This window comes from Barnesiella sp. ET7 (assembly GCF_024733785.1).
In the GTDB taxonomy this organism is placed as follows: Bacteria; Bacteroidota; Bacteroidia; order Bacteroidales; family Barnesiellaceae; genus Barnesiella; species Barnesiella merdigallinarum.
The window spans coordinates 59,715-84,429 of the sequence record NZ_JANRHM010000016.1; the positions used below are offsets into that span (position 1 = coordinate 59,715).

Annotated in this window: 17 protein-coding genes; 14 read left to right on the plus strand and 3 right to left on the minus strand. The window is 47.6% G+C overall.

Translation table 11 applies throughout. The features are described from left to right. The 3 genes from NW211_RS10640 to NW211_RS10650 are packed head-to-tail and all read right to left on the minus strand — an operon-like array spanning window position 1 to window position 3,307. Window positions 1–915 (minus strand): glycosyltransferase family 2 protein, encoded by a 915-nt coding sequence (locus NW211_RS10640; RefSeq protein WP_258327826.1) that lies wholly within the window; start codon window positions 913–915, stop codon window positions 1–3. Beyond that, complete coding sequence (locus NW211_RS10645) at window positions 906–1,856, minus strand: glycosyltransferase family 2 protein (protein ID WP_087407785.1); 951 nt, start codon at window positions 1,854–1,856, stop codon at window positions 906–908. Before NW211_RS10645 ends, NW211_RS10640 begins: the two co-directional genes overlap by 10 nt. Next, window positions 1,853–3,307 (minus strand): lipopolysaccharide biosynthesis protein, encoded by a 1,455-nt coding sequence (locus NW211_RS10650; RefSeq protein ID WP_087407786.1) that lies wholly within the window; start codon window positions 3,305–3,307, stop codon window positions 1,853–1,855. The genes NW211_RS10645 and NW211_RS10650 overlap by 4 nt, the downstream gene beginning before the upstream one ends. Before the next feature lie 463 nt (window positions 3,308–3,770). Between NW211_RS10650 and NW211_RS10655 the strand changes: the two genes are divergently transcribed. The 14 genes from NW211_RS10655 (at window position 3,771) to NW211_RS10720 (ending at window position 24,536) form a co-directional block, all read left to right on the plus strand. Further along, window positions 3,771–4,718 (plus strand): type IX secretion system membrane protein PorP/SprF, encoded by a 948-nt coding sequence (locus NW211_RS10655; RefSeq protein ID WP_087407788.1) that lies wholly within the window; start codon window positions 3,771–3,773, stop codon window positions 4,716–4,718. Between the two features lie 9 nt (window positions 4,719–4,727). Next, the gene (locus NW211_RS10660) at window positions 4,728–6,143 is read left to right on the plus strand and encodes an SUMF1/EgtB/PvdO family nonheme iron enzyme (RefSeq protein WP_087407789.1); all 1,416 of its coding nucleotides are present in this window, start codon (window positions 4,728–4,730) and stop codon (window positions 6,141–6,143) included. 34 nt (window positions 6,144–6,177) lie between these two features. Beyond that, the gene (gldL, locus tag NW211_RS10665) at window positions 6,178–7,215 is read left to right on the plus strand and encodes a gliding motility protein GldL (RefSeq protein WP_258327827.1); all 1,038 of its coding nucleotides are present in this window, start codon (window positions 6,178–6,180) and stop codon (window positions 7,213–7,215) included. A 4-nt stretch (window positions 7,216–7,219) separates the two neighbouring features. Continuing rightward, window positions 7,220–8,794: a gliding motility protein GldM gene (gene gldM, locus NW211_RS10670; protein WP_258327828.1), complete on the plus strand. Its 1,575-nt coding sequence runs from the start codon at window positions 7,220–7,222 to the stop codon at window positions 8,792–8,794. Between the two features lie 31 nt (window positions 8,795–8,825). Continuing rightward, window positions 8,826–9,911 (plus strand): gliding motility protein GldN, encoded by a 1,086-nt coding sequence (gene gldN / locus NW211_RS10675; RefSeq protein ID WP_241147793.1) that lies wholly within the window; start codon window positions 8,826–8,828, stop codon window positions 9,909–9,911. Between the two features lie 197 nt (window positions 9,912–10,108). Beyond that, complete coding sequence (locus NW211_RS10680) at window positions 10,109–10,678, plus strand: RNA polymerase sigma factor (RefSeq protein WP_258327829.1); 570 nt, start codon at window positions 10,109–10,111, stop codon at window positions 10,676–10,678. 103 nt (window positions 10,679–10,781) lie between these two features. Continuing rightward, window positions 10,782–11,966: a FecR family protein gene (locus tag NW211_RS10685; protein WP_258327830.1), complete on the plus strand. Its 1,185-nt coding sequence runs from the start codon at window positions 10,782–10,784 to the stop codon at window positions 11,964–11,966. Window positions 11,967–12,128: 162 nt separating this feature from the next. After that, the gene (locus NW211_RS10690; RefSeq protein WP_258327831.1) at window positions 12,129–15,653 is read left to right on the plus strand and encodes a TonB-dependent receptor; all 3,525 of its coding nucleotides are present in this window, start codon (window positions 12,129–12,131) and stop codon (window positions 15,651–15,653) included. Between the two features lie 13 nt (window positions 15,654–15,666). Continuing rightward, on the plus strand, window positions 15,667–17,427 hold the full coding sequence (locus NW211_RS10695; protein ID WP_258327832.1) for a RagB/SusD family nutrient uptake outer membrane protein: 1,761 nt from the start codon (window positions 15,667–15,669) through the stop codon (window positions 17,425–17,427). A gap of 27 nt (window positions 17,428–17,454) precedes the next feature. Then, complete coding sequence (locus tag NW211_RS10700) at window positions 17,455–18,387, plus strand: phosphodiester glycosidase family protein (protein ID WP_258327833.1); 933 nt, start codon at window positions 17,455–17,457, stop codon at window positions 18,385–18,387. Window positions 18,388–18,406: 19 nt separating this feature from the next. After that, window positions 18,407–20,311 (plus strand): BACON domain-containing protein, encoded by a 1,905-nt coding sequence (locus NW211_RS10705; protein ID WP_258327834.1) that lies wholly within the window; start codon window positions 18,407–18,409, stop codon window positions 20,309–20,311. A 30-nt stretch (window positions 20,312–20,341) separates the two neighbouring features. Further along, window positions 20,342–21,289, plus strand: a complete 948-nt coding sequence (locus tag NW211_RS10710; RefSeq protein WP_258327835.1) for a phosphodiester glycosidase family protein — start codon at window positions 20,342–20,344, stop codon at window positions 21,287–21,289. Then, window positions 21,234–23,108, plus strand: coding sequence for a phosphodiester glycosidase family protein (locus NW211_RS10715; RefSeq protein WP_258327836.1), 1,875 nt, complete (start codon window positions 21,234–21,236; stop codon window positions 23,106–23,108). The genes NW211_RS10710 and NW211_RS10715 overlap by 56 nt, the downstream gene beginning before the upstream one ends. Before the next feature lie 72 nt (window positions 23,109–23,180). Beyond that, on the plus strand, window positions 23,181–24,536 hold the full coding sequence (locus NW211_RS10720) for a T9SS type A sorting domain-containing protein (RefSeq protein WP_258327837.1): 1,356 nt from the start codon (window positions 23,181–23,183) through the stop codon (window positions 24,534–24,536). Window positions 24,537–24,715: the final 179 nt, after the last annotated feature.

The following is a 24,715-nucleotide window of genomic DNA, read 5'->3' on the forward strand; positions in this document are numbered from 1 at the left end:
TCATCTCCTCTTTTTAAATAATCGAATCCACAGGTTGCCGATAAATACCAGCAGTTTGTGCCGGTAGGAATAGTTGTAACGATAGGTACGCGAATAGACCTTGCGGGCAAGCTGGCACTCCTTGATTGGTGAAATGGGCACCACCTCGATGGGATTGGGGTCGAGGGTCTGCGTGCAGAGCTGCATGGTGTTGCAGTGGGTGCCGCTGCCGTCGAAACCCACGTTGTCGACCAACGACCGCTCGGTGCCCAGCATGAGTTTGTCACGCAGGAAGAGCGAGGCATACCACCGCACGAACCACGAGTTGTTGCGCCCGGCAATCTGGTCGCGCAACATCTGGGTGAAGTGAAAGCCGCCGTCGAGGTCGAACTGCCAGCAGAGCCCGCGCGACTCGATTTCGTGCAACAGCTTGGCCCCGTCGGGCTCGAAGTATTGCCAGGCCCGACGCCAGGTACCCCACCCCCAACTGTTGCACCACTTGATGAGGAAGGTCTCGGGCAAGCGGCCCTTGTGGTCGAGCATGTGGCAAGTCACATGGCACACCTGCTCCTCCTCTTTATAGGTCTCAAGGGCGTCGTTCATAAAGCGCAGGAACCAGGGCGACACCACCAGGTCATCTTCCAGCACAATCACCCGGTCGTACTGCTTCAGCACAGTCGTGACTCCGTCGATGACATTGGCGGCCAACCCCCTATTTTCGGGACGCTCCACCACCGTCACCCGGCGGAATTTCCAGGGCCGGGACACCACCCGGCGCACGGCTGCCACGGCCTCCTCGCTGCCCGGTTTGGCCCCGTCGGCAAAGATATAGAGCTCGCTCTCGGCAGCCAGCTTGTTCTGCTCCAGATGCTCCAGGCAGATACGGGTGTGCTCGGGCCGGTTGTAGACAAACAATATGACAGGAGCTAATTCCATATCGGTCGTATTTTCGAATGAATAGATTCCAGGAATACCGGGAGACCTCGCTTGCAGCTCTCCCTCACGGCGGTAATGTAGCTGTACTGCCACAATAGTCGACCGCTTGCCGCAACATAGAAAAGGACCTCGCTCCAGCGCCCTCGCAAGAGAGCCCGCAAGGCCGGTTTCCACGGAGCCAGGATACCTCCCCACAGACGGCTGAAAAGAGAGCCGTTTACATCGGCAACCACTGTGAGGTAATAGATGCGGTCAAGGCGCATCTGCATGGCACGAGGTGTAGGCCGATCCTGCCGGTCGTGATACCCTTTTGTCTGCGGAGCATACCCCACCCGATAGCCATAGTAACGAACCCGATGGATATAGTCGACATCCTCGCCATAATGGAAGAAGAGGGGCGAGAAGCCACCCACTTTCCGCAATACCGTTACGGGTATAAACCAAAATGCCGCATTGATGAACGTCACCTCGACGAGAGCCGATTTTTTCGATGAAATGGGTAATTTACCTCCTATATATCGGGCAAATGAACTGTCGAGACGACTGCCCTGTCCGTTGAAATGAACCGGCGAAATCACGCCATACTCGGGATTCTGCTGCGACAACTCCACCCATGAACCTATGGTGTCGGGCTCAATCCAGGCATCCTGATTGAGCAGAAATACATAGTCGTAATTTTCGTCAATAGCTATCTTCATGCCCAAGTTGTTGGCCTGTCCGAAGCCCAAGTTTCTTTGACTCCTCAACAGACGAACCCATCGATATTTCTCAGCGAGAATCTCTACCGTGCGGTCGGTCGAAGCATTATCGACCACCACTACATCGGTCGGATAGTGCGACTGCTCGAGGCTACCCAGACAACGCTCTATCCACGGCTCGAAGTTGTACGAGACGATAATCGTGAGCACCCGGGGGCACTGAGCTCCATTCTGTAACGTCATGCCTCACCTCCTTTCTGCAAGCGGGCTTTCAACATCGACATGCTCTCTTGCCACATCTCCAGCTTCAGCAGATAGGCTCCGCCCAGGTAGGCGACAGCGTAGACCAACGGCACAATGCACAACCTCCACACGTCGCCCGGCAACAACAGGTAGACTCCAGCCGAAACGATGGCCGAACCTAATGCCAGCAGGAAATAAGGAGATATATCCTTGAGGTATCCGCCAAAGCCATAGCCGATGAACCTGCGGGCAAAAAATATGCCCGTGACCAGCGACAGCAACGAATACGAGACCCACCACACGATAAGGCTCATAATTCCCGACGAATAGAACAGGGCGATACCCAGAAAGAGATAAGACTTCTTGCCAATCTCGATAAAGAGATTGAGTCGCGAATAGCCCAAGCTATTGAACAAATCGTAAAAGAGAATGATAAAGGGCGAGCAGATACCCGAGAGGCACAACAATCGGAAGTAGGGCACCGAAGGGAGCCACTGAGCCTTGAGCACCAGGAGGATAAACGGGTAGGATACCACAATCATGAGCAGCATGATGGGGAAAATGAAGAAGGCGATGGCCCGCACATTCTTCCGGCAGATGCGGTTGAGCCGCGGCAGGTCGTCCTGCACGGTCGAGAATACCGGAAAGGCTACCGAGCGGAATATGTTGCTGATGAGCGACGAGGCTATATCCTGATATTTGTCGGCCTGGGTATAATAGCCCGTCTGTGTCATGCCGTAGAACTTACCGATGATGATGGGATAGATTTTGTTGAACACGTTGTTGATGATACCCGAGACCACCAGGTTGGAACTGTAGCCGAAAAACTCGCGCAACGACTCCATGCGGAAGACCCACTGCGGCCGCCAGTCGTTAAAGAGCCAGAAAAAGAGGGCCCGCAGTGCAGCCAACCCCAGCGTCTGGGTAACCAGTGCCCATACTCCCATGCCGCAGTAGGCCATCACTACCGCCGCAATCGAGGCCAGCCCCAGTGCCCACAGGTTGACCCGCGCATTCACCGAGAGCTTGAAGTGCTTGAAAAGCAGCGTCTGCTGAATGAGCGAGAGCGCATTCATGGGGATAACCAGAAAGAGCACCCGGCAGATGGCTGTAAGGTCGGGCTCGTTGAAGAAGTCGGCAATCCATGGAGCTGCCGCGTAGAGCAACCCGTAGAGCAGGCAACTGATGGCGATATTGAGATAGAACACCGTGCTGTAATCGGCCTGCGTCGCCTCCTTCTTGCGGATAAGTGCCGAAGAGAAACCGCTATCGATCAAGATGCCCGAGAGCGCGATAAAGATGGTAAGCACCCCCACCTTTCCGTAGTCGGTAGGCGAAAGCTGCCGCGCCAAGATGATACCGGCCACCAGATAGAACAGCTGTTGCCCCAACTTGTCGGCCGAACTCCACACGAGCGCCTTTGTCGTCTTTTTCTTCAAATTCTCTTCCATATACCCAATGGCAGTCGATAACCTTCTGCCCTACAAAGATAATGAAAGTCGAAAGTAGAAAAACAAGCTCGCTTGATTTTTATACTGAGACGCATCTTATCTTCGTGTAACAAAGATAATGAAAGGTGAGAGCAGAGGCAAAAAGAAAGCCAAGTTTTCATTTTTGGCTATGCCGAACCGCATCTTGTCTTCTGCAAAGATGAGAAAGTCGAAAGTAGAAAAACAAGCCGGCTCCAGATTTTTATCAGCCAAGTCCGTCACGAGCTCCACAGACAACCGACGACAACGCCCCGAGAGCGGTTGTAAGCACATTTTTCGAGACGAAAAAGCACGCATATACTTTCACTTTTCGTAATTTCGCGCCCGAAATCGGTTGTGTCAAACAATTTTAAAGGCTGTTTTCAGTTATTATAAATACCGGGATTTTGACGAACGCCACCGAAAAGCGTCCGGGAAAGAGAGTATGAAGATTGCGAAAATCGTTGTCGTTGCCTTGTGCTGTCTGGTCTTTGCCCCTGCAAAGGCCCAGATCGACACGCAGTTCAGCCAATACTGGGCGCTCCCCGGCTATTACAACCCGGCAGCCGCCGGCAGCACCGACAAACTGAACATACTCACTTCGACCCGGCAACAGTGGATAGGCATGCCGGGAGCACCGCAGACCTACTTCGTCACCGGCGACATGCCCTTCAAGTTTCTGAAACAGAACCACGGCGTGGGTCTGGTCGTCACCTCCGAGACCGAGGGTCTCTACTCCCACCTGATTGTAGGGGCGCAATACGCCTTCAAACTGAAGTTGTGGACGGGCGTCCTCAGCCTGGGCGTGCAGTTGGGCATGCTCGACGAACGGTTCGACGGAACCCAGGTGAGCATCCCCACGAGCGACTATCACCAGGCGACCGACGACGGAATACCCACCACCGAGCTGCAAGGCATGACCTTCGACATGTCGTTCGGCGTGTGGTACTCGCACCCCTGGTTCTATGCCGGCTTGTCGGTGTCGCACCTCAACGAGCCCCATCTCACTTTTGAGGACAAATACGAAACCTATATCGGCCGATCCTATTATTTTATCGCCGGAAGCAATATTCCCATTAAAAACACGTTATATGAAGTGCAGCCTTCCATGATGGTGAAAAGCAACCTCAACGTGACACAATACGAATTGTCGTGCCGCTTGAAATACAACAAGTTGTTTTGGGGTGGCCTCTCCTACCGCTGGAAAGATGCCTACATATTCATGATAGGTGCCGAATATAAGAACTTCATCGCGGGATATGCCTACGACTACCCGGCATCGGCTATCGTCAAAGCCAGCAGCGGGAGCCACGAGGTCTTTCTCGGATACCGTTTGAAACTCGACCTGTCGGACAAGAACAAGAACAAACATAAAAGCATACGCATAATGTAGCTGTAGCCTATGAAAAAGATAATCGTGTATATCACACTCGCCATTCTCCTCGCATCGTGCTCCCCCTCGTCGCGCCACAGCGGTGAAGTGACAGGAGTCGGAGGTACGGCATGGAATGAGCCCACCCCCTACGGCATGGTACTCATCTCCCGCGGTTCGTATAAGATGGGACCCGCCGAGAAGGACACGGTTTGGGGCACCCAGCAGGAACCCCGATCGGTCTCGATCGACGCCTTCTGGATGGACGAGACCGAAATCACCAACTCGAAATACAAACAGTTTGTATTCTGGGTGCGCGACTCCATCATCCGCGAGCGTCTGGCCGACCCTGCCTACGGCGGTAACGAGGTCTTCAAAATCGAAGAGGACCGCGAAGGAAACCCCATCAAGCCCCGCCTCAACTGGGACAAGGCTATCCCCTGGCGCAACCCCACCGAAGACGAGGCCCGCGCCATCGAGAGCGTCTACCGCATCAACCCCATTACGGGTCAGAAACAGCTCGACGCCTCGCAAATGAACTATCGGTACGAGGTGTATGACTATACCGAGGCTTCGAAGCGGAAAAACCGCCTCGACCCCGCCTTGCGCGACCTCAACACCGACCACACCCCCAACTACGACGAAGTGGTGATGATTTCGAAAGACACCGCCTATATCGACGACGACGGCCGCATCATCCGCGAGACCATCACCCGTCCCCTGGGCAGCGAGTTCGATTTCCTCAACACCTATATCATCAACATCTACCCCGACACCACGGTATGGGTCAACGATTTCGAGAATGCCTACAACGAACCCTACGTGCGGCTCTACTTCTCGCACGCCGGCTACAACGACTATCCCGTGGTGGGTGTGTCGTGGGAACAGGCCAACGCCTTCTGCGCCTGGCGCACCGCCCTGCTCAAGGGCTCGCTCGGCCGCAACTCCGTCGTGATAGAGCCCTACCGCCTCCCCACCGAGGCCGAGTGGGAATATGCCGCCCGTGCCGGAAAGAACGAGAACAAATACCCCTGGGCCGGCAACCTGCCGATGGCCGAAAAGGGGTGCTTCTATGCCAACTTCAAACCCGACGACGGTAACTACGTGAAGGACGGCAACCTCATCACCTCGCCCGTAGGCTCCTACTCGCCCAACGAGTTCGGCCTCTACGACATGGCCGGTAACGTATCGGAATGGACCTCGACGGCCTACACCGAGGCCATCTCGCAAAACACCAGCGACCTCAACCCCGAATACAAGTACAACGCCGCCAAAGAGGACCCCTACCGCATGAAGCGCAAGGTGGTACGGGGCGGTTCGTGGAAAGATGTGTCGAACTTTATCCGTTCCGACATACGCATGTGGGAATACCAGAACGAGCAACGCTCCTACATCGGCTTCCGCTGCGTACGCTCCCAGATCGGGTTCGCCAAAGTACGTAGATAATTCAACCCCACCTATATAAAACAGTTCAGGAATCATGGGAAAATACAAAAGATATAAAAACCGCATTGAAAAGTTCCTTTCGAGCGACAAGGGACAACGCTTTTTCAATTTTGCATACAGTTTAGGCGCCGCCGTCGTTATCTGGGGTGCCCTGTTCAAGATTCTGCACCTCCCCGGCGGCAGCTTGCTGCTGTCGATCGGTATGGGTACCGAGGTGCTCATGTTCATCCTCTCGGCCTTCGATACCCCGCCCAAGACCTATCACTGGGAAGAGGTATTCCCCGTGCTGAACAGCAAGAACCCCGAAGACCGTCCCGATTTCTCGGGCGGTGGTGGCGGAACCGTCATCATCGGCGGTAACGGCAAAGGCGGCAATGGTGGTAATGGCGGTAACGGCGGTGGATATGCCGGAGGCGGCCAACCCGAAGTATCGGCCGCAGACGCCCGTCGGGCCGTAGGTATCCCCGAAGGTCTCAACCTGAGCGAAGCCGATACCCAAAGCCTCACCGACAGCATCCAGAAGATGTCGGCCGCAGCCGACCAGCTCTCGCGCATGGCCGAACTCACCGACGCTACCCAGCAATACCTTACCCAACTCTCGGGTATCGCCGAGCAGATGGACCGGTTGCGCCAGACCACCGAGAGCCTCACGGCCGTATCGAACACGCTGTTGCAGTCGTACCGCAACATCACCGAGAACTCCGAGGGCATCTCGGACACCTCGCAAGGCTACGTCACCGGCATGGAGACCCTCAACCGCAACATCAACGGCTTGAACACCATCTACGAGATACAGCTGAAGAGCATCAGTTCGCAAATCGACAACATCGACCGCGTGAACACCGGCCTGCGCAACATACGCGACATGTACGAACGCTCGGCATCGGACAGTACCCGCTACTGCCAGGAGGCCGAAAAGATGACCCAATACATACAACAACTCAACTCGGTCTACGAGAAAATGATCACCGCCATGACCATCAACATGTACCGGCCCATGGGAGGCGCACCTGCACCCGCACCCACCCCCGACCCGACCGAGAAACCCAAAGACGACCCCGAACAAAAGTAACGACATGGCATCGAATAACAACAGACTTTCACCCCGGCAGAAGATGATAAACCTCATGTATATCGTCCTCACTGCCATGCTGGCCCTCAACGTGTCGTCCGATGTGCTCAACGGATTCAAGCAAGTTGAAGACGGATTGGAAAGATCTACCTCGAATGCTTCGCTCCAAAACGACGCCCTCTACCAGAAACTGGCGGCCTTCAACAGCCAGAACCCCGAAAAGGGCGGCCAGTGGTACAAAAAATCGCTGGATGTCAAAAGACAAACCTCAGAGCTGTACAACTACATCGACTCGCTCAAGACCCTCATCGTCAAGAAAGCCGACGGTAAAGACGGCGACGTGAACAATATCGAACGCCAGGACGACCTCGAGGCCGCCTCATACATCATGCTCTCGCCCGCCCAACGGCAAGGTGCGAAACTGAGAAAAAAGATCGACGACTACCGTACCCTCATCAGCGGCTTCATGACCGACTCGGTGAAACGGGCCACCATCGAAAACTACCTCTCGACCTCGATTCACTCGGGCAACAGACGAGTGGTACACAACCCCTCTCTGTGGGAGACGACCATGTTTGAAAACATGCCCGTCATCGCCGCCGTCACCATCCTCACCAAAATACAGAGCGACGTGCGCTACGCCGAGAGCGAGGCCCTGCACACCCTCATCAACAACATCGACGAGGGCGACGTGCGCGTGAACCAGCTCAACGCCTTTGTCATCCCCAACTCCAAAAACATCATGCGGGGCGGCAAATACAGCGCCAACATCGTGCTGGCCGCCATCGATACCACCCAGCGGCCGGCCATCTACATCAACGGCAAACGCCTGCCCGACGAGAACCGCGGCCTCTACGAGACCTATTGCGGCAGCACCGGCATATTCGACTTCAAGGGATACCTCGAAGTTCCGCGGGGCGACGGCTCCATGACGCGCCACGAGTTCTCCTCGTCCTACACCGTAGTAGAACCCAGCGCCACCATCTCGGCCACCTTGATGAACGTACTCTACGCCGGTATCGGCAACCCCATCAGCATATCGGTTCCCGGCATCCCCAACCACGCCATCCAGGCCACGATGACCAACGGAACCCTCACCCGGCAAGGCGACAACTGGATTGCCAAACCCTCCAAGGTAGGACAAAACGCTGTCATCACCGTAACGGCCACCATGGACGGCCGTTCGCAGACGGTAGCCAACACCCAGTTCCGCGTGCGGCAACTGCCCGACCCCATGCCCTACATCGCCTACAAGGACGAAAACGGCTATGAACAGAAATACAAAGGCGGGAAACCCTTCCCCAAGACCCGGCTGCTCGCAGCCCCCGGCATACAGGCGGCCATCGACGACGACCTGCTGAACGTGTCGTACCGCGTATTGCGATTCGAAACGGTCTTCTTCGACTCCATGGGTAATGCTATTCCCGAAGTCTCCGACGGAGCCAACTTCTCGCAACGGCAGAAAGACTCCTTCCGCCGGCTCTCGCGGGGCAAGCGGTTCTACATCTCGAGAGTTCGGGCCGTGGGTCCCGACGGCATAGAGCGCGACCTCTCGCCTATCGAAGTAATTGTAAACTAAGGCTAATAACATGACATACAATTCGATAAACATGAATATCCTGATAAAAAGCTGCCTCACCCTCGGCCTGCTGCTCTCGGTGGTGGGAGGTCAAGCGCAAGTAATCAAGAAAAGCGACTCCAACGACAGCAAAAAGCCCGACACCCAGTTGAGCGTGCGGGCCCAGTCGCTCTACGACACCCAGGATGCCTCGGACGCCGACATCCCCTGGATGCGGGTCATCTATCGTCAAATCGACCTCACCAAAGAGAAGAATCTGCCGCTCTACTACCCCGAAGAGTCGACCGCCGATCAGGAGAACCTCTTCCGAATCATCATGAAGCTGCTGGCCAACAACCAGATAGCCGCATACGAATACCTCGACGGGCGCGAAATCTTCACCGACGAATACCGCATCAAGGTGCGCGAGATGTTCGACCGCTTCCACATACTCTATGCCGAGGCCAAGGGCTACTCCGAGAAGAACCCCCGGTTCACCCTCGAAGAGAGCGACATCCCCGCCAACGAGGTACTCTCGTACTACATTCTGGAGAAGTGGAAATTCGACCGCCGCACCTCGCAGCTGAAACCCTCGATCGAGGCCCTCTGCCCCGTGCTGCACCGCACCGGCGACTTCGGCGGCGAGCCGGTGAAATACCCCATGTTCTGGGTCAAGTACAACGATATCCGCCCCTACATCGCCCGCCAGTATATCCTGGCCAGCAACGAGAACAACATCGCGCAGTATAACTACGACGACTACTTCCAGATGCGCATGTACGACGGCGAAATCTACAAGACGCAGAACCTGCGCAACCAGTCGCTCATGCAGATGTACCCCAACGACTCGACGCTCAAACAGGCTCAAGACAGCATCGAGACCCAGCTGAAGAATTTCAACAAAAACCTGTGGGTACCTACCCCCGAGGAGCTGGCCAAAGCCCGCGAAGCTCAGGAGGCCAAAGAGGCTCAGGCCAACGGCGAGGAGGTAACCACCGACAAACAGGAGAAGGCAAAAAGTACCTCGCGCTCCTCCCGAGCCAAGAAACAGAAAGAGGCCAAAGCCAAAAAGCAAAAGCAACCCAAGCAGCAAAAGACCTCATCGGCTCCTGTCCGCTCGGTACGACGAACCCGATAAAAACAGACCTTCATACACCGCAAAAGTCGCCTCTCACCCGGGGCGACTTTTTTTTTGTATATATCAGAGAATAGATATATTAACCATAAAAATTGGAATATAATTTTGGTAAACTTAAATATATTTGTAAATTTCCGCCGTATTTCGACAGGATTCATTCACACTGAGCTCTTTTGACCAAAATCTAATTTGCCATAATGTTAACCAAAGAAAAACATATTCAACAACTCTATCTACAATTCTTATGTGGAGATGACGACGCATTTTCTCCCTTATACAATGCTCTGTTTGATGATTTAATGCACTATGGTTGGCGCTTGAGTCGAAACCAAGAAGTCGTTGAAGATGCTATTCAAGACCTGTTTCTGAAACTTTACCAGAAGAGTTTTACCCTCAACGACACCTCCCGACTTAAACCTTTTCTATTTAGGGCTCTGAAAAACACAATTTACAATCAACTGATACGTAACGCTAGAAGTACCGAACTCAATATCGAAAATCTGGAGTTTACACTTTCTTATACCATAGAAGAAAAACTATTTTCTCAAGATAAATATGCTCTAACCGATGAAGTAAAGAACATAATGGACTCTTTGACCGAAAGGCAAAAAGAGATTATTTACCTGCGATTCATCCATGATATGACAATCGATGAAATAGCTCAAATCATGGACATAAACACTCAATCGGCTCGGAATCTTATTTCTCGCAGTCTGCAAAAATTACGGGAAAGCTCTACTAAAGTATCCATTATTATCCTAATATAACTTGAATCCTCCACAAAAAATTAGCATCCCTGTGAGTATAAAATAGCCCCTTGCTTTGTCTTCTATATGAAAGGACCTCTCTAAAGCGAGAAAACATAAAAAGATGAACAAGGACCATACATTTACAGATATAGAGAAATTCATTCTCGACGATGAACTTTTTCTGTGGGCAAAGTATGGTCCTCAAAAATCCGATTTTGATTTAGAAGCTTACAAGAAAAAATATCCGGGAGAAGAGAGAAAAATAGATTTGGCTATTTCCATGATACGTAGTATCTCAATAACTCCCGATAAGAACATTTTCATAAATTCTTACAAAAACGATCTACTCAACAATATCTACAAACGAGCCGGGAAAAAGCGCAAAAGATCTCGTAGTTTCAAGAAATGGGGAATTGCAGCCAGTATAGCAATAGGGCTCATACTCTCTACAAGTGTTTGGTTCTTATCAAAAGAGTACTTTGTACAAACTCCCGATGCTTGCCTAGCCCTTCTCTCCGATTCGGTAGAAATGGGAAATAACATTCAAATTATCATTGACGACAATCAATCTATCAATGTCGACAAAACAATGGCAAGTATATCAATTGAAAAAGGTGGAGTAATCATGGTCGATGATGTACAAGTTGCCAACATAAATGCAAAATCCAAAACGACTAACAGCCAAATAATAGTACCCTACGGAAAACGCTCACACATGACGCTACCCGATGGCTCGGCCTTATGGATCAATTCGGGTTCTAGAGTTATATATAAATCCGATTTCGAAGAGAATCGGCACTTATATGTCGATGGTGAAATCTACCTCGATGTGCGAAGAGACGTAAATCACCCGTTCATCGTAAAAACCAATCGCATCGAAGTAAAAGTTTTAGGTACGAAGTTTAATGTTTCGGACTATCATATCGATACACAATCGTCAGTTACCCTTGTAAAAGGGAGTGTAGAAGTTACAACCGGCGAAAGCCGTACCAAACTCTCACCCAATCAGAGACTAGCTTATGAATGCGGACAAACAAATGTAAGGAATGTCGATGTAACACCTTACATCTGTTGGAAAGACGATATCATCAACTTCAATGATATGAAGTTACACGACATACTCAAATCACTCTCGCGCTATTACAATATACCTATCGAAGGTATTACCTCGCTAAATAACGATACCTGCTATGGAAATATGGATTTGAACCTTTCGATTGACGACGTATTGGAAGCAATTGCTTATACAGTGCCTCTCGCCTATCGACGAGAAGGAGAAAAAATAATAGTATATCCCAAGCCCTAATATCCGACACTAATATAAACACAACAATCTACTAATGCCTATGAACAACGAATAATACAGCAAAAACACATAAAAAGCCGGATAATATGGGCTAGATACTATCCGGTTAACAATTAGTAAAAAAACCGTTTTGTTATTCACTAATTTTAATTATCCAAAGATATGAAATTAAATTTGCGGTTAAAAACGACCGGCAATCAGTTAACACTTATTTTAAAGAAAACATTATTATTTTGCTTTTTTATAAGTTTACCTTTCCTCTCCGTTGCCAATGAATCTAAAAAGGGGGTAACATTAAACCTATCGAATGTCTCGTTAGTTACATTTTTTCATGCCCTTGAAAAAGAAAGTGGATATATCTTCTTTTTCAACAAAAGTATCATCGACCCCAATGTCCGCATCAATGTCAAAGTCACGAATGAACCTGTCGTAAAAGTTCTGGATAAGATATTACCCCAACAAAATCTCACCTATACTATAAAAGGGAGACAAATCATTGTAGCTAAAAAGAGCCGAACGACAGCTCAAAGTACCCCTATAGAAACAGAGCCGAACAGATACATTGTTTCAGGTCGTATTGTCGATGAAAACAGCGACCCTCTACCTGGGGTCAATATCTTTATAGCCAATGGGAAAGAGCGTACCATCTCCGATATCGATGGAAATTTCCATCTTGAAATAGATTCGGACAAAGAAGCCGAATTAACCATCTCTTATGTAGGGTTTGAAACTCAATCACAAAAGGTCTCCCCGTCAAACAACTCTATACACATTACTTTAAAAGAAATATCTTCGTCTCTAAATGAGGTTGTAGTAGTAGGATATGGCACACAAAAAAAGCTGAATCTAACAGGAGCTGTCGCTTCTGTATCTGGTGATATTCTAAATGATCGCCCTATTGCAAATGTAGCCCAAGGTCTGCAAGGTGTAATTCCTAATCTCAATATTACATTCAATAGTGGACAACCCAACCAAGCTGCCAGTTACAACATCCGAGGAAATACCTCTCTGAATGGTGGTAGTGCTCTCATTTTAGTCGATGGAGTCGAAATATCCGATTTGTCCCTTATCAATCCTCAGGACATCGATAACATTTCGGTACTCAAAGATGCCTCTACGGCCGCCGTATATGGTCCAAGAGGTGCTTTTGGTGTAATACTTATTACAACCAAAAGAGGTGACAACAATAAGAAAATACGAATCAACTACAACAACAATTTCTCTTGGAATACCCCGGCCCGACTACCCGATATGCCTCGCGCCGATATTTGGTGCCGAGCCGTCAATCAAATGATGGACTATGAGACTCCGGGAGACTATTACTTCAGCGACCGTTTCTTAGAATTACTCGATGCCCATATCGCCGATCCTGCTAACAATCCCGGCGTAATGGTTGATACCGAAGGGATTCAAGACCCTCGTAATACACCCTCCAACCCAGGTTGGCTATATGTGTCGAATACCGACTGGATGAAAGAATTTTACCGTCAAGCCGCCTTTATGCAACAACACAATGTAAGTTTGTCGGGTGGGAACGAACGGAACAACTACTACGCATCTCTCGGATATAAAGATCAAACCGGAATCTTCCGCTATGGAAACGACTCGTACTCTCGTTTAAATGCGACATTCAACTACAATACAGCCATAACCAAATGGCTCGATTTTGGCGTAAATTTCAAATACAACGACATGAGAAGTGACGAACCCTATAAAGAAGGGAGTTCATCCGAAACTTGGTATTACGAAGTTTATCGCATGTTTCCTACTGTTCCTATATTCCTCCCGAATGGTGATTATGCCGGCATAACCATTAGAAAAGGTGTCAACAGTGTTATTGGCACTATGGCCGAATCGGGAAGGAAAACCAATAAGACTCAAGACTTTTGGTATGGCGCCCAATTTACTTTAAAGCCTATTAAAGGACTCTCTATAAAGGGAGATTTCACTCAAAACCAATACTACAATACTCAAAAGGCTCACAAAAAAACCATTTACCAAACCATGCCCGACCGTGAAGGAGGTGCCATACAAGAAGAAAATATCACCCCTAATGGCGTTACCAATAACCAAGAACACGAAATATATTCCGTATTCAATATCTGGGCTGAGTATCAAAAATCGTTTGCCCAAAATCATAACTTTCAAATAATGGTAGGATACAATCAAGAGAAAAAAAGCTATGAGACCAATCAAGTTATAGTCTCCGATCTCTTCGACAACGAACTACCTATTGCCGGTATGGCCGAAACATTCAAATCGACAACCGAAACCAAAAAAAGTTGGGCTGTACAAGGTCTCTTTTTTCGGGCAAACTACGATTATCAATCGCGTTATCTGCTCGAACTGAATGGCCGCTATGATGGCTCTTCCAAATATGCTGTTGGTCATAAATGGGGATTCTTTCCTTCGGCCTCAATTGGATGGAGAATCTCTGAAGAAAAATTCATGGAAGCAGCAGATTGGTTGGACAACCTTAAAATAAGGGCTTCAATCGGGTCTTTAGGCAACCAGGTAACCGATGGCTACTACCAACACTACAGCTACTTAAGTTCCTCATTACAAAATTACGTAATAAACGGATCTATCATTACAGGGCTCAATCAACCCACACTAGCAAGCACCAACATCACATGGGAAAAAGTAATTTCTAAAAATATAGGTCTCGATTGGAATTTGCTGAATAATCGATTGAGTGGTTCTTTCGACTTCTATATACGCGATGTCAACGGTATGGTACGATCCAAAACATACCCTGCCGTATTAGGCGCCAGTGGTGGAAAAGAGAATATCGCCGATATGCGTACAACGGGTTGGGAACTAGAGATAAGTTGGAGAGACCATATCAATGACCTGCTTGGAAGCCCATTCGGATATTATGTATCGGTAGGCCTTTCCGACTATCAAGCAGAGATTACCAAATATGATAATCCTACGGGATCTATCGCAGGCGGCATGTACTACAAAGGTCAAAAGTTAGGCGAAATATGGGGCTATGTCACCGAAGGATTCATCACAAACGAAGTAGAAGCATCTGAAATGGACTATGTCCAGAAATTCATCTACTCAAATTGGAAGCCTGGAGATATTCGCTACAAAGACCTTAACGGCGACGGGGTAATAGACAGAGGGAGTGTAACTCTCTCTGACCCCGGCGACGTAAAAATTATCGGGAATACCACCCCTCGATACCACTTCAATCTACAGGGAGGATTCAGTTGGTACAATTTCGACGTAAGAGTCATGTTCGAGGGAATAGGGAAACGAGACTTATGGACCAACAGTGACCTGTTTTGGGGATTTTCACGGGGTATATACAATTCAAACATCACCCAATACCATATCGATAATACGTGGAGTTACGAAAATACCAGTGCCTACTATCCACGTCCGTCCTCTCTCAATCATAGCAAACAGGTACAGACCAAATATCTTCAGAATGCTGCATACATCCGGTTAAAAGATGTAACAATAAGCTATACTCTTCCAAAGAAATGGTTCTCCAAATTACGCTTAGAGCAGGTCAAGATATATGCCAGCGGACTCAATTTATGGGAAAAAACGAGTCTTCCTCCATTCATGACGCCCGATATTGTAGATAATATGGTCAACAATACCGGTGTCAACTCTGGAAAAGAATATGCTTTTATGAGAAGCTATTCCTGTGGTATTAACATCACTTTCTAATGTATCAAGTCTTATGAAAAAAATATTTTTTTATTGTTCTGTTTTATTGAGTCCCCTGTTTTCAGGATGTAACGACTACCTTGATCTCAAGCCCGAGGATGTAATCGAAAGTAATCACTATTGGGAGACTGCAAATGCCTCTGCCTTGGAGCAATATTGTAATACATTCTATCCAAAACTTATTATCGGACAAGGAAATCCCAATACCGACGGAGCCATGGAATTCATCTCAATCGACTGCCAATCGGATAATATCTATTCGACCGGCGCCAATAACATCGCTTGGGGACAAAATCTCATCACCACCTCCGATAGTCAATGGTCATGGTCTATTATCAGAGGGTGCAACGAATTCTTGAACAACTATCAGCGATCTCCAGCAGGGGAATCGGCTAAAAACCAATATGCCGGAGAAATATACTTCTTTAAAGCTTTGGATTATTTCAACAAGGTTGTTCGTTTCGGCGATGTACCTTGGTATACAAAACCTCTGACGACTAATAGTCCCGAACTGTATCAAGGTCGAAACTCTCGATACGAAGTCATGGACTCTATTCTCATGTGCCTAGATAGAGCCGTAGAACTAATGGCCAAAAAGACCAATGTAGCCCGTGTTAGCAAAGATGCCGCACTTGCTCTTAAAGCAAGAGTCTGCCTATTTGAAGGAACATGGCGGCTGTATCGGAATCTTGAGGGATCTGAAAAATTCCTCCGAGAGGCTTACAATGCCGCCGGAGAACTTATGAAACCCGAATATGGATATAGCCTATACAACACTGGGAATAAACCCTATTACAATCTTTTCATTCAAGACAATTACACCGGGAACAGTGAAATTATTCTTTCCAAAGAATATGACGCATCTATCAATATGGGCCATGACATAAGCCGTACTTTACCCTTATCCAATTATGGCATGAGCCGCGACTGCTTCGAAGAATACCTCTGTGCAAAAACAGGATTGCCCATCTCGCAATGTAGCTGTCACAAAAACAAGAGTTCTTCGATAGAGATGAGACTTCGTGACCCTCGCTTATTGCAAACGATCTGCAACCCAGCCGATGGCGAAGACTGCTACTACCTTTGGAAAACTGTCAATGGGAAAAGAGTAGGCGGTGCGCCCAATATCTTCTCTTACATGGAAGGAACCGATGACAGACCCTATTACGGAACCTCCACGACGGGATACTGCATTGCCAAATACTATAATCCCGCCGAATATGTAGATTTACGCTTCAAAGGTAGTGTCGACTCCCCCATCTTCCGCTACGCCGAAATTTTATTGATCCGAGCTGAAGCTGGAGCCGAACTGGGTGAAGATCCCGAACTGGATAAAACAATAAACCTACTCCGAAAGCGAGCCGGGCTGACATTCATGCTATCACCTACTCCCCCGGCAGAGGGTGAAGATCCCGACATGATTGAAAAATATCCCGACATCAAGGGGCCTAACGCCTACCTCATTCGTGAAATCAGACGCGAACGACGTGTCGAACTTTTTGCCGAAGGACTTCGATACATGGATATCTTGCGTTGGCACTGTGGACACTTGTTAAATCGTCCAAGGAGAGGAGCAAAATCCAACATGTATACAGCTAAAGAATTGGCTTATCTCACCGACAAAGTTCCTATCAAAGATGGGTTTATCATGCCTTATGATCTTCGAATAGACTATCAGCCAAATTTCACCGAGAAGAATTATCTATTCAACATTCCTCTAAACGAAATTTCATTGAACCCCAATCTTTTACCTCAAAACCCAGGTTGGGAATAATATATTTCAACCCGAAAATATTCGATTATGAAACAACTAGCAAAACATAGTACCCGTATACTAACAACGCTCCTGATAATTACAACGATAACCGGTTGTGGAGAAAACGACAACGCTCTCGACACCAAAGGAGCCCAATCACCTATGGTGCAAAATATTGCAACTCATGTAGAATATATCCAAAGTATCCAATCGGAAACCTCCTATAATTTATGTGATGGAATAGAAATCACCGACCTCTCTTTTACGTACATGAAAAAACCTACTCGCATGATCATTGCGGTCATCGATTTAAGTAAAAATGTCATAGTAGCAGCATCGTCTCCTAACAATAAAACGACCGGAATCAACGAATTACAAACAATACCCGAACAGGCCATGAGTGCCGAACAGGCCGGATTGAAAGTTTGGTTAGCCATTAACGGGGGAGAATTTAATTCAACCGAAGCCAAAGGTCTCTTCTATAAAGACGGCGTTGCTATCAAAGAGACCGCAGAGAAAGAGTATGACAACTGTGTCGTAGTCACTCGCGACGGTAAAGTACGGGTTTGTTCCGTTTCAGAATTTCTGGTTCTACGTCAGCAGGCAGTACATACCATAGGAGGCAAACAACGTCTTATGGAAGATGGAAATCTTGGTGCATTTCTGGCTGATGACAACACCATGTCCCTCCAAGCTCGCACTTTCGTAGGTACCAATATAGATGCATCCAAGTTCTATATTTTCGTAGTCGAAGGTAGCACTCCCGAATATTCTACCGGAATCAGACTCCGAGACGCCATGCTCATCTGCCAAGGGGCGGGTTGCTATCAAGCGACCAATCTCAGCGATGGTGTATACTCAACTTTTTCAGTACGGGAAGAAACCCCTTCGGGTGTTGTATTCAAGACGATTAACAGGCTTTCTCAAAATACACCTCAAAAGGTTTTGAATGGGTTAATAATTACTCAAAAACAGTAACATATTAAAGCGACAAACGATGAAAAACAAAATATTCTCTTATCTCCTTTTAGGGCTATTCCTCTCCTTTTTTATGAGAGCTATGATTTCGTGCGACGATGACGGAATCGTTCGCCGAATAACGCCTGAACTCACTATTCAAGACGAAATTTCGGTCGGCCCCATGGCCGAACGACTAGTGATCAACCTGAAATCGTCGTACCCCTGGTTTGCCGAGACCGAAGCCGACTGGATAAACATTCGTCGAGTGAGAGGCCATGCCCTTAAACCCGACTCCATCATTCTCGAAATTGCCGAGAATACCGAAATGGCCAACCGTACAGGATATATCGAAATACGACTGATGGACCAACTCTCCAAGAGAATACCTGTCACCCAACTGAGCCGGGGCAGCCTCATCACACTCCCCAAGAAGGTTATCTATTTTAACCGTCAGGGCGGCGACGAAATCGTCGACATCATCACCGAACAAGATTGGCAGTTCGAAACCATCTCTGGTGAGGGTTTCTCTATCTCGAAATCGGAAAACGGGAAGATGGTTATCCATGCCGAGATGAATACAACCGGTAATACCCGCCAACAATCCATCAGACTCTTTGACGAAAACCGTACGGTCGAAAATCAGTTAACAATTATCCAAAGTACCCGAGACGAACTAGTGGCATGGGCTCTTCTCCCCGAAGAAAAAGACTGCATCGTACAACGAGCCGGCGAAAGTCACGAATTTCTGGTTACACTCAACCGGGAAGCCGAGACCCGAAGCTCGGCCAACTGGATTAAGGTGAGTGCAATCCCGGCAACAAACAGTACCGAGAAGACAGATGTAAAAGTAACGGTATCAATCGACGAGAACCTCGACTATGATGAGCGTTACGGCTATATCCTTGTCGGAGAGAAAGGGAATATCGACAACTCTTGCGATACTATTTATATTGCTCAACGTGCAGCCAATGAGATAGTATATGTAAGAGCCGATGCCCCGGCAGGTGGTGACGGAAGTTCCTGGGAAAGAGCATTTAATACCATTTCTGCAGGTATGACAGCTGCCGACTATGCCAAATTGAAAGAACTGTGGGTGGCCAAAGGAGATTATCAAATCACCACTACCCTCAACTGGAAAGAGGTTAATGTTTTCGGTGGCTTCGAAGGGAATGAAGTAAAACGCAAAGACCGGGATTTTTCCCAAAAATCACGAATCATCGGAGGTCCGTTCCAGACGATGAATGCCTGGAACAATGAGAATGGAATTCGAGTATTCATCGATGGATTCATTTTTGAAGGAGCCAATAGCCAATCAGATTACATGGGTCCGCTTGAGATATACAAAGGGCGTGGACTTAGAAACTGTATTATCAGGAACAATACATACGGGAAAAACTCCGGTGGATATTATGATAATTGCGAACTTATAAACTGCCTCTTCTATGGAAACTCCTCGTTAGGCTCTACCGGAGCCGTGGTTCATGTTGCCAACGGCACAAAACTCTATAATGTAACTATCGTCAACAACCAAGGTGGTGGTGGAGCCGGAGGTGGTATCCGAATGGATAAAGGAACCGAAGCTTACAACACCATTCTGTGGGGCAACAAAGACACCCGACCCAAAGGAGGATACCACCAATTATACTCCGACTCAAATGTAAAACTATATAATTGTGCTATACAGACTGGAGATGCCATTTACCAAGAGCCAACCAAGAGTAATGTGATTTCTTTATCTTCCGACAACGATGCATCCGACGGGCCTCAATTTACTAACATCAATTCAGGAACCGAAGATTTTAGTCTTCGGAGTTCTTCAAGCTGCATAGACAAAGGGCTGAGCAGTGCCATTGAAACATTAAATATCTTCTACGACATCACAGGGAATCATCGTATTGCAGGATCATCAGTCGATATAGGAGCCTATGAATACCCTCAATGATAAATTTCTAAATACTAAAAAACATCGATTATGAAATTATATAAACTGACTTCCATATTGTTGTTCTTATCTCTCATCACCATATCTATGTCTTGTACTTCATCTGATGAAGAGGAAAAAAACTTTTCCAATTTACTCAATACCCTAAAAACAGAGACCGGGATTATTGGTGATATATATAATGAGTCTATCAATTCTTTGCGCAATGGGGTTACCGTACATGACATCGACTTTGAAAGCGAAGGAGAACGAACTCATATGTTCATTGCCCAAATAGACTTGAATCAAGTAACTATTATAGCTTCTACGCCCAACGACAAACCCGAATTGGCTAATCCCGATGCCATACTGCCTGTACATGCCGGATCGGCTGAAGGCAACGGAAAAACCGTATGGGTAGGAGTCAATGGAGATTATTGGGCCGAAAACTCTTCGGTTCCCGGAGGATTGGTTCCTATGGGTATATTTTACAAAGATGGCGTCGCTATTCGAACGACTTATTACAATCAGCATACCGAAGTTATCTACAAGACAAAAAGTGGAGATATAGGTATCGGCACCGTCAACGATATTTTCCCCCAATTAGATAACATGCAAGAGGTAATAGGCGGACGAGGCCTACTCATAAAAGACGACGTTCAACAAACCGTATTCGATGATATTTCACAATCGACCATACGCTATCCCCGGACGGCTGTAGGCATTAACAAAAAAAACAATACTCTCTACTTTCTTGTTGTCGATGGTCGTCAACAAGGATATTCTTCAGGTCTCGACCTAAATGCTATTGCTTCGTTACTTCATTCACTAAACTGTACCAATGCCATCGCATTAGACGGAGGTGGATCATCTACGATGATTGTACGAAAGGTAAAACCCGACGGATTAGTTACATTTCCCATCATAAACAGGCCTTCAGACAATGATGGAGCTCGTACTATATCCAATGGAATTCTGGTTATCGAAAAACAACAATAATACCATGTGTGTACATTACAAAATAGTTCTCTTATCGGGACTTCTTATTTCGTTTATCCTCCCGTCTTTTGCAATTGCTTGTAGTTGCACACCGCAAAACTCCAAGACAATCGCCATTGCCGAACAATCAAATCGGGCTTTTGTCATCGCACAAGAAAATGGTACAATTCTGTGGAAATGGGAGGCCGCCTCATCGTCAATTCCCGCCTCCAAACAAATATGGTTTCATAACCCCAGTGAGGTAAAACCGGTCTACAACGGCAAATATCTGCTTGTAACTGCTTCGGGAGGTGCGGTGGCTCTAATCAGAATTGCCGACAAGAAGGTCATGTTCTATGCTTACGCTGGCGAAAACCCGCACTCGGCCGAGCTGCTCCCCGACGGAAACATTGTCACGGCGTCGTCGACCGACCAACAAATAAGCATATTCCGCACCGACACGGTACTCGGAACCGGCCAAGCTATCAATAGCTACAAGGTCTCGGCAGCCCACAATGTCGTGTGGGACCGTATGAAAAGCCTGTTGTATACAACCGACAATAACTGCCTGGTATCCTATGAATACAATTTCAATCAAGATACCCCGGCCCTCTTCAACCGGAAAGAAATATACCGCCTCACCGGAAACGGGTCGGAAGGCTCGCACGATCTGTTCCCAGTCTATGGCGAGAGCGCTCTCTTCTGGACAACCAACAGCAAGGTATACAAATACGACCTCATTACCGGGCAATGTAACGTCTGCTACTGCCTGAAAGAAATTAAAAGCATCTCGTCGGGACCGGACAACACGTCCACAATGATGCTTCAACCCACGGAGTCGTGGTGGTCCGACCGCCTGATCGATTCCTCTGGAAAGGTAATTTTTCAAAAACCGAATTATAAGATGTATAAAGCTCGCTGGATGGTCGATAATACCTTCAGTTATCCCCCTGTACATCAAATATCGAATAATTCGAAGCGTTCTTACTCCAACTTATCAAATACGCTAAACAAAAAAAGTGGTATTATTGAAAAGATAAATGGCGAATCTGTCCATTTACTACGAGATGGAGTAACAATATTTGACATCGACTGCCAAAGTAACGGTGATAGAACCCATATGTTTGTCGCACAAGTCGATCTCAACCAGGTTACCTGGGTTGCCTCTACCCCCAACGACAAACCCGAATTGGCTAATCCCGATGCCATACTCTCTGTTCACGCTCAAGCTGCCGAAAACAATGGTAAGACCGTGTGGTTGGGTGTCAACGGCGACTATTGGGCCAGAACCACTTCGGTTCCCGGCGGCTTAGTTCCCATGAGTATTTTTTACAAAGAAGGTTTCGCTATTCAAACATCTTATTACAACCAACACACCGAAGTGATTTACAAGACGAAAGACGGGAATGTAGGTATCGGCATCGTCGACGATATACTTCCTCGTCTCTTCGAAATGCAAGATGTAATTGGCGGACGAGGCCTTTTAATCAGAGATGGGATAAAACAAATAGTAAACGATCAGGTTAGTCTGGCAGAAGAACGTCATCCCCGTACGGGTGTTGGAATCGCCAACCATGGTAAAACGCTTTACCTAATAGTTGTCGATGGCCGTCAACCGGGCTACTCTGCCGGTGCCAGTCTAAACGATCTCGCTACAATATTCCAGGCCCTAAACTGCTCAGATGCCATTGCATTAGATGGAGGAGGTTCTTCTACAATGATCATAAGAGAAGATACACCCGATGAATCGGCCTCCTTTCCTCTACTAAACAAACCGTCGGATAGTACAGGAGCCCGGAAAATTTCTAATGGGATTCTCATCATCGAAAACAAACCATAATACTTCTACGATTAAACCATATATAATTGACTTCGATCTATCATAAAAATCATTCACTAAAATTTAACAGCTATGAAAGCAAAACGATTACTTTCTTCTCTTTTAACGGCAGCCATCGCAGCATGGGGTCTCCAAGCTGCTGCCGAAGTGATTTACATCGTTCCTAATGGAACAGGTAGTGGAACCTCCTGGGAAGATGGAGCCAACATCAGTTCATTAGCCAAAAAAGTAGATGTAGAGGCCTGGATTAAAGAAGGCAACTACACTATCGATGCCGGATTCTACTTGGGACAAGGAGCCCAATTATACGGCGGATTCAAAGGTAACGAAACCTCCTTCGACCAACGCGACAAAACCATCAGACCTGTTTTAACGTCAAATTGCACCATGATGTCAGTCGGAGGCAACAGCACCTCCCGCACAGTCTATTTCGACGGATTGGAGATTGCTAACTGCGATTTGCTTAGTGCCGGGAACCGCATAATCATCGAAGTCTACGGTTCGGCTCAATTCAACAACTGTATCTTCCGCAACAACAAAGCCACCGAAACGGCCGGTATCCTGGCCTATGCGGGTTGCGACCTTACCATCTCGAACTGTCTGTTTGCCAACAATACCGTCTCGTCCAAGTTTGGTATCATGCGCAGCCAAGGTGACGTAACATTCTGTAATACCACCATCGTCAATAATGTGGGCTCTGGCAACTTCGACTGGAACCGAGTTGGCGGTATCTTCATCGAAAAAGGCAACGTGCGATTCTACAACACGATACTCTGGGGAAATACACCGGGCAACATCCGTTGCGACGCCACCTCGGGCGCCTCGGTAGAATTTTCAAATACAGCAATCGGACTTACCGAAAATGCCGACGGACGCAATACTTGGGGTTACGACTATCTCATCACCGAATCTCAAAAAGAAGGTTCACAAATTGTCATCAATGATAACTGCATCAAATTGGCAATGGACAATAATCAAGATAATGGCGATGCTAAAGCTCCGCTCTTTGTCGATCCCGAAAATGGAGATTTCCACCTTTCTTCCACTTCTCCGTTAATAGCCGCAGGCGATGACCCTGCAGGCCTTTTAGGCACAGCTTACGATTTGGACGGTAATCCCTGCATCGACGATGACCTCAACATCGACTTGGGAGCCTACCAATATTCCGGCACATCTAGTGCAATCAGCCATATCAATGCCGAAAAATCAGCAGTTGTATGCTACCCCAATCCGGTCAGCGATGTACTCTACATCAGAGCAATCAATGCTTATCAGGCCGATGTTTACTCCATTACCGGTACACTGGTACTCTCGTCAAACATCTTAGCCTCAGGACAGTTGCAAGTAAAAGACCTTGCACCCGGCTTCTACCAAATTGTTATTAAAACGACAAATGGAACCGTATCAAGCTCGATTATAAAACAATAAGTTTCCCTAAAACATAATGGGATTCCCCCCATTCTTTATGAACCCTAAAAGTTGGAATAGCTTTTAGGGTTCTGCTTTTACCGCCCATCTGTTAACTTATCCTTCCATAAAAATCACATCTAATTAGGGACTGTCGTAAAAAGAATAAAACTTTATAATAAATTGATTGCCAATGTAAT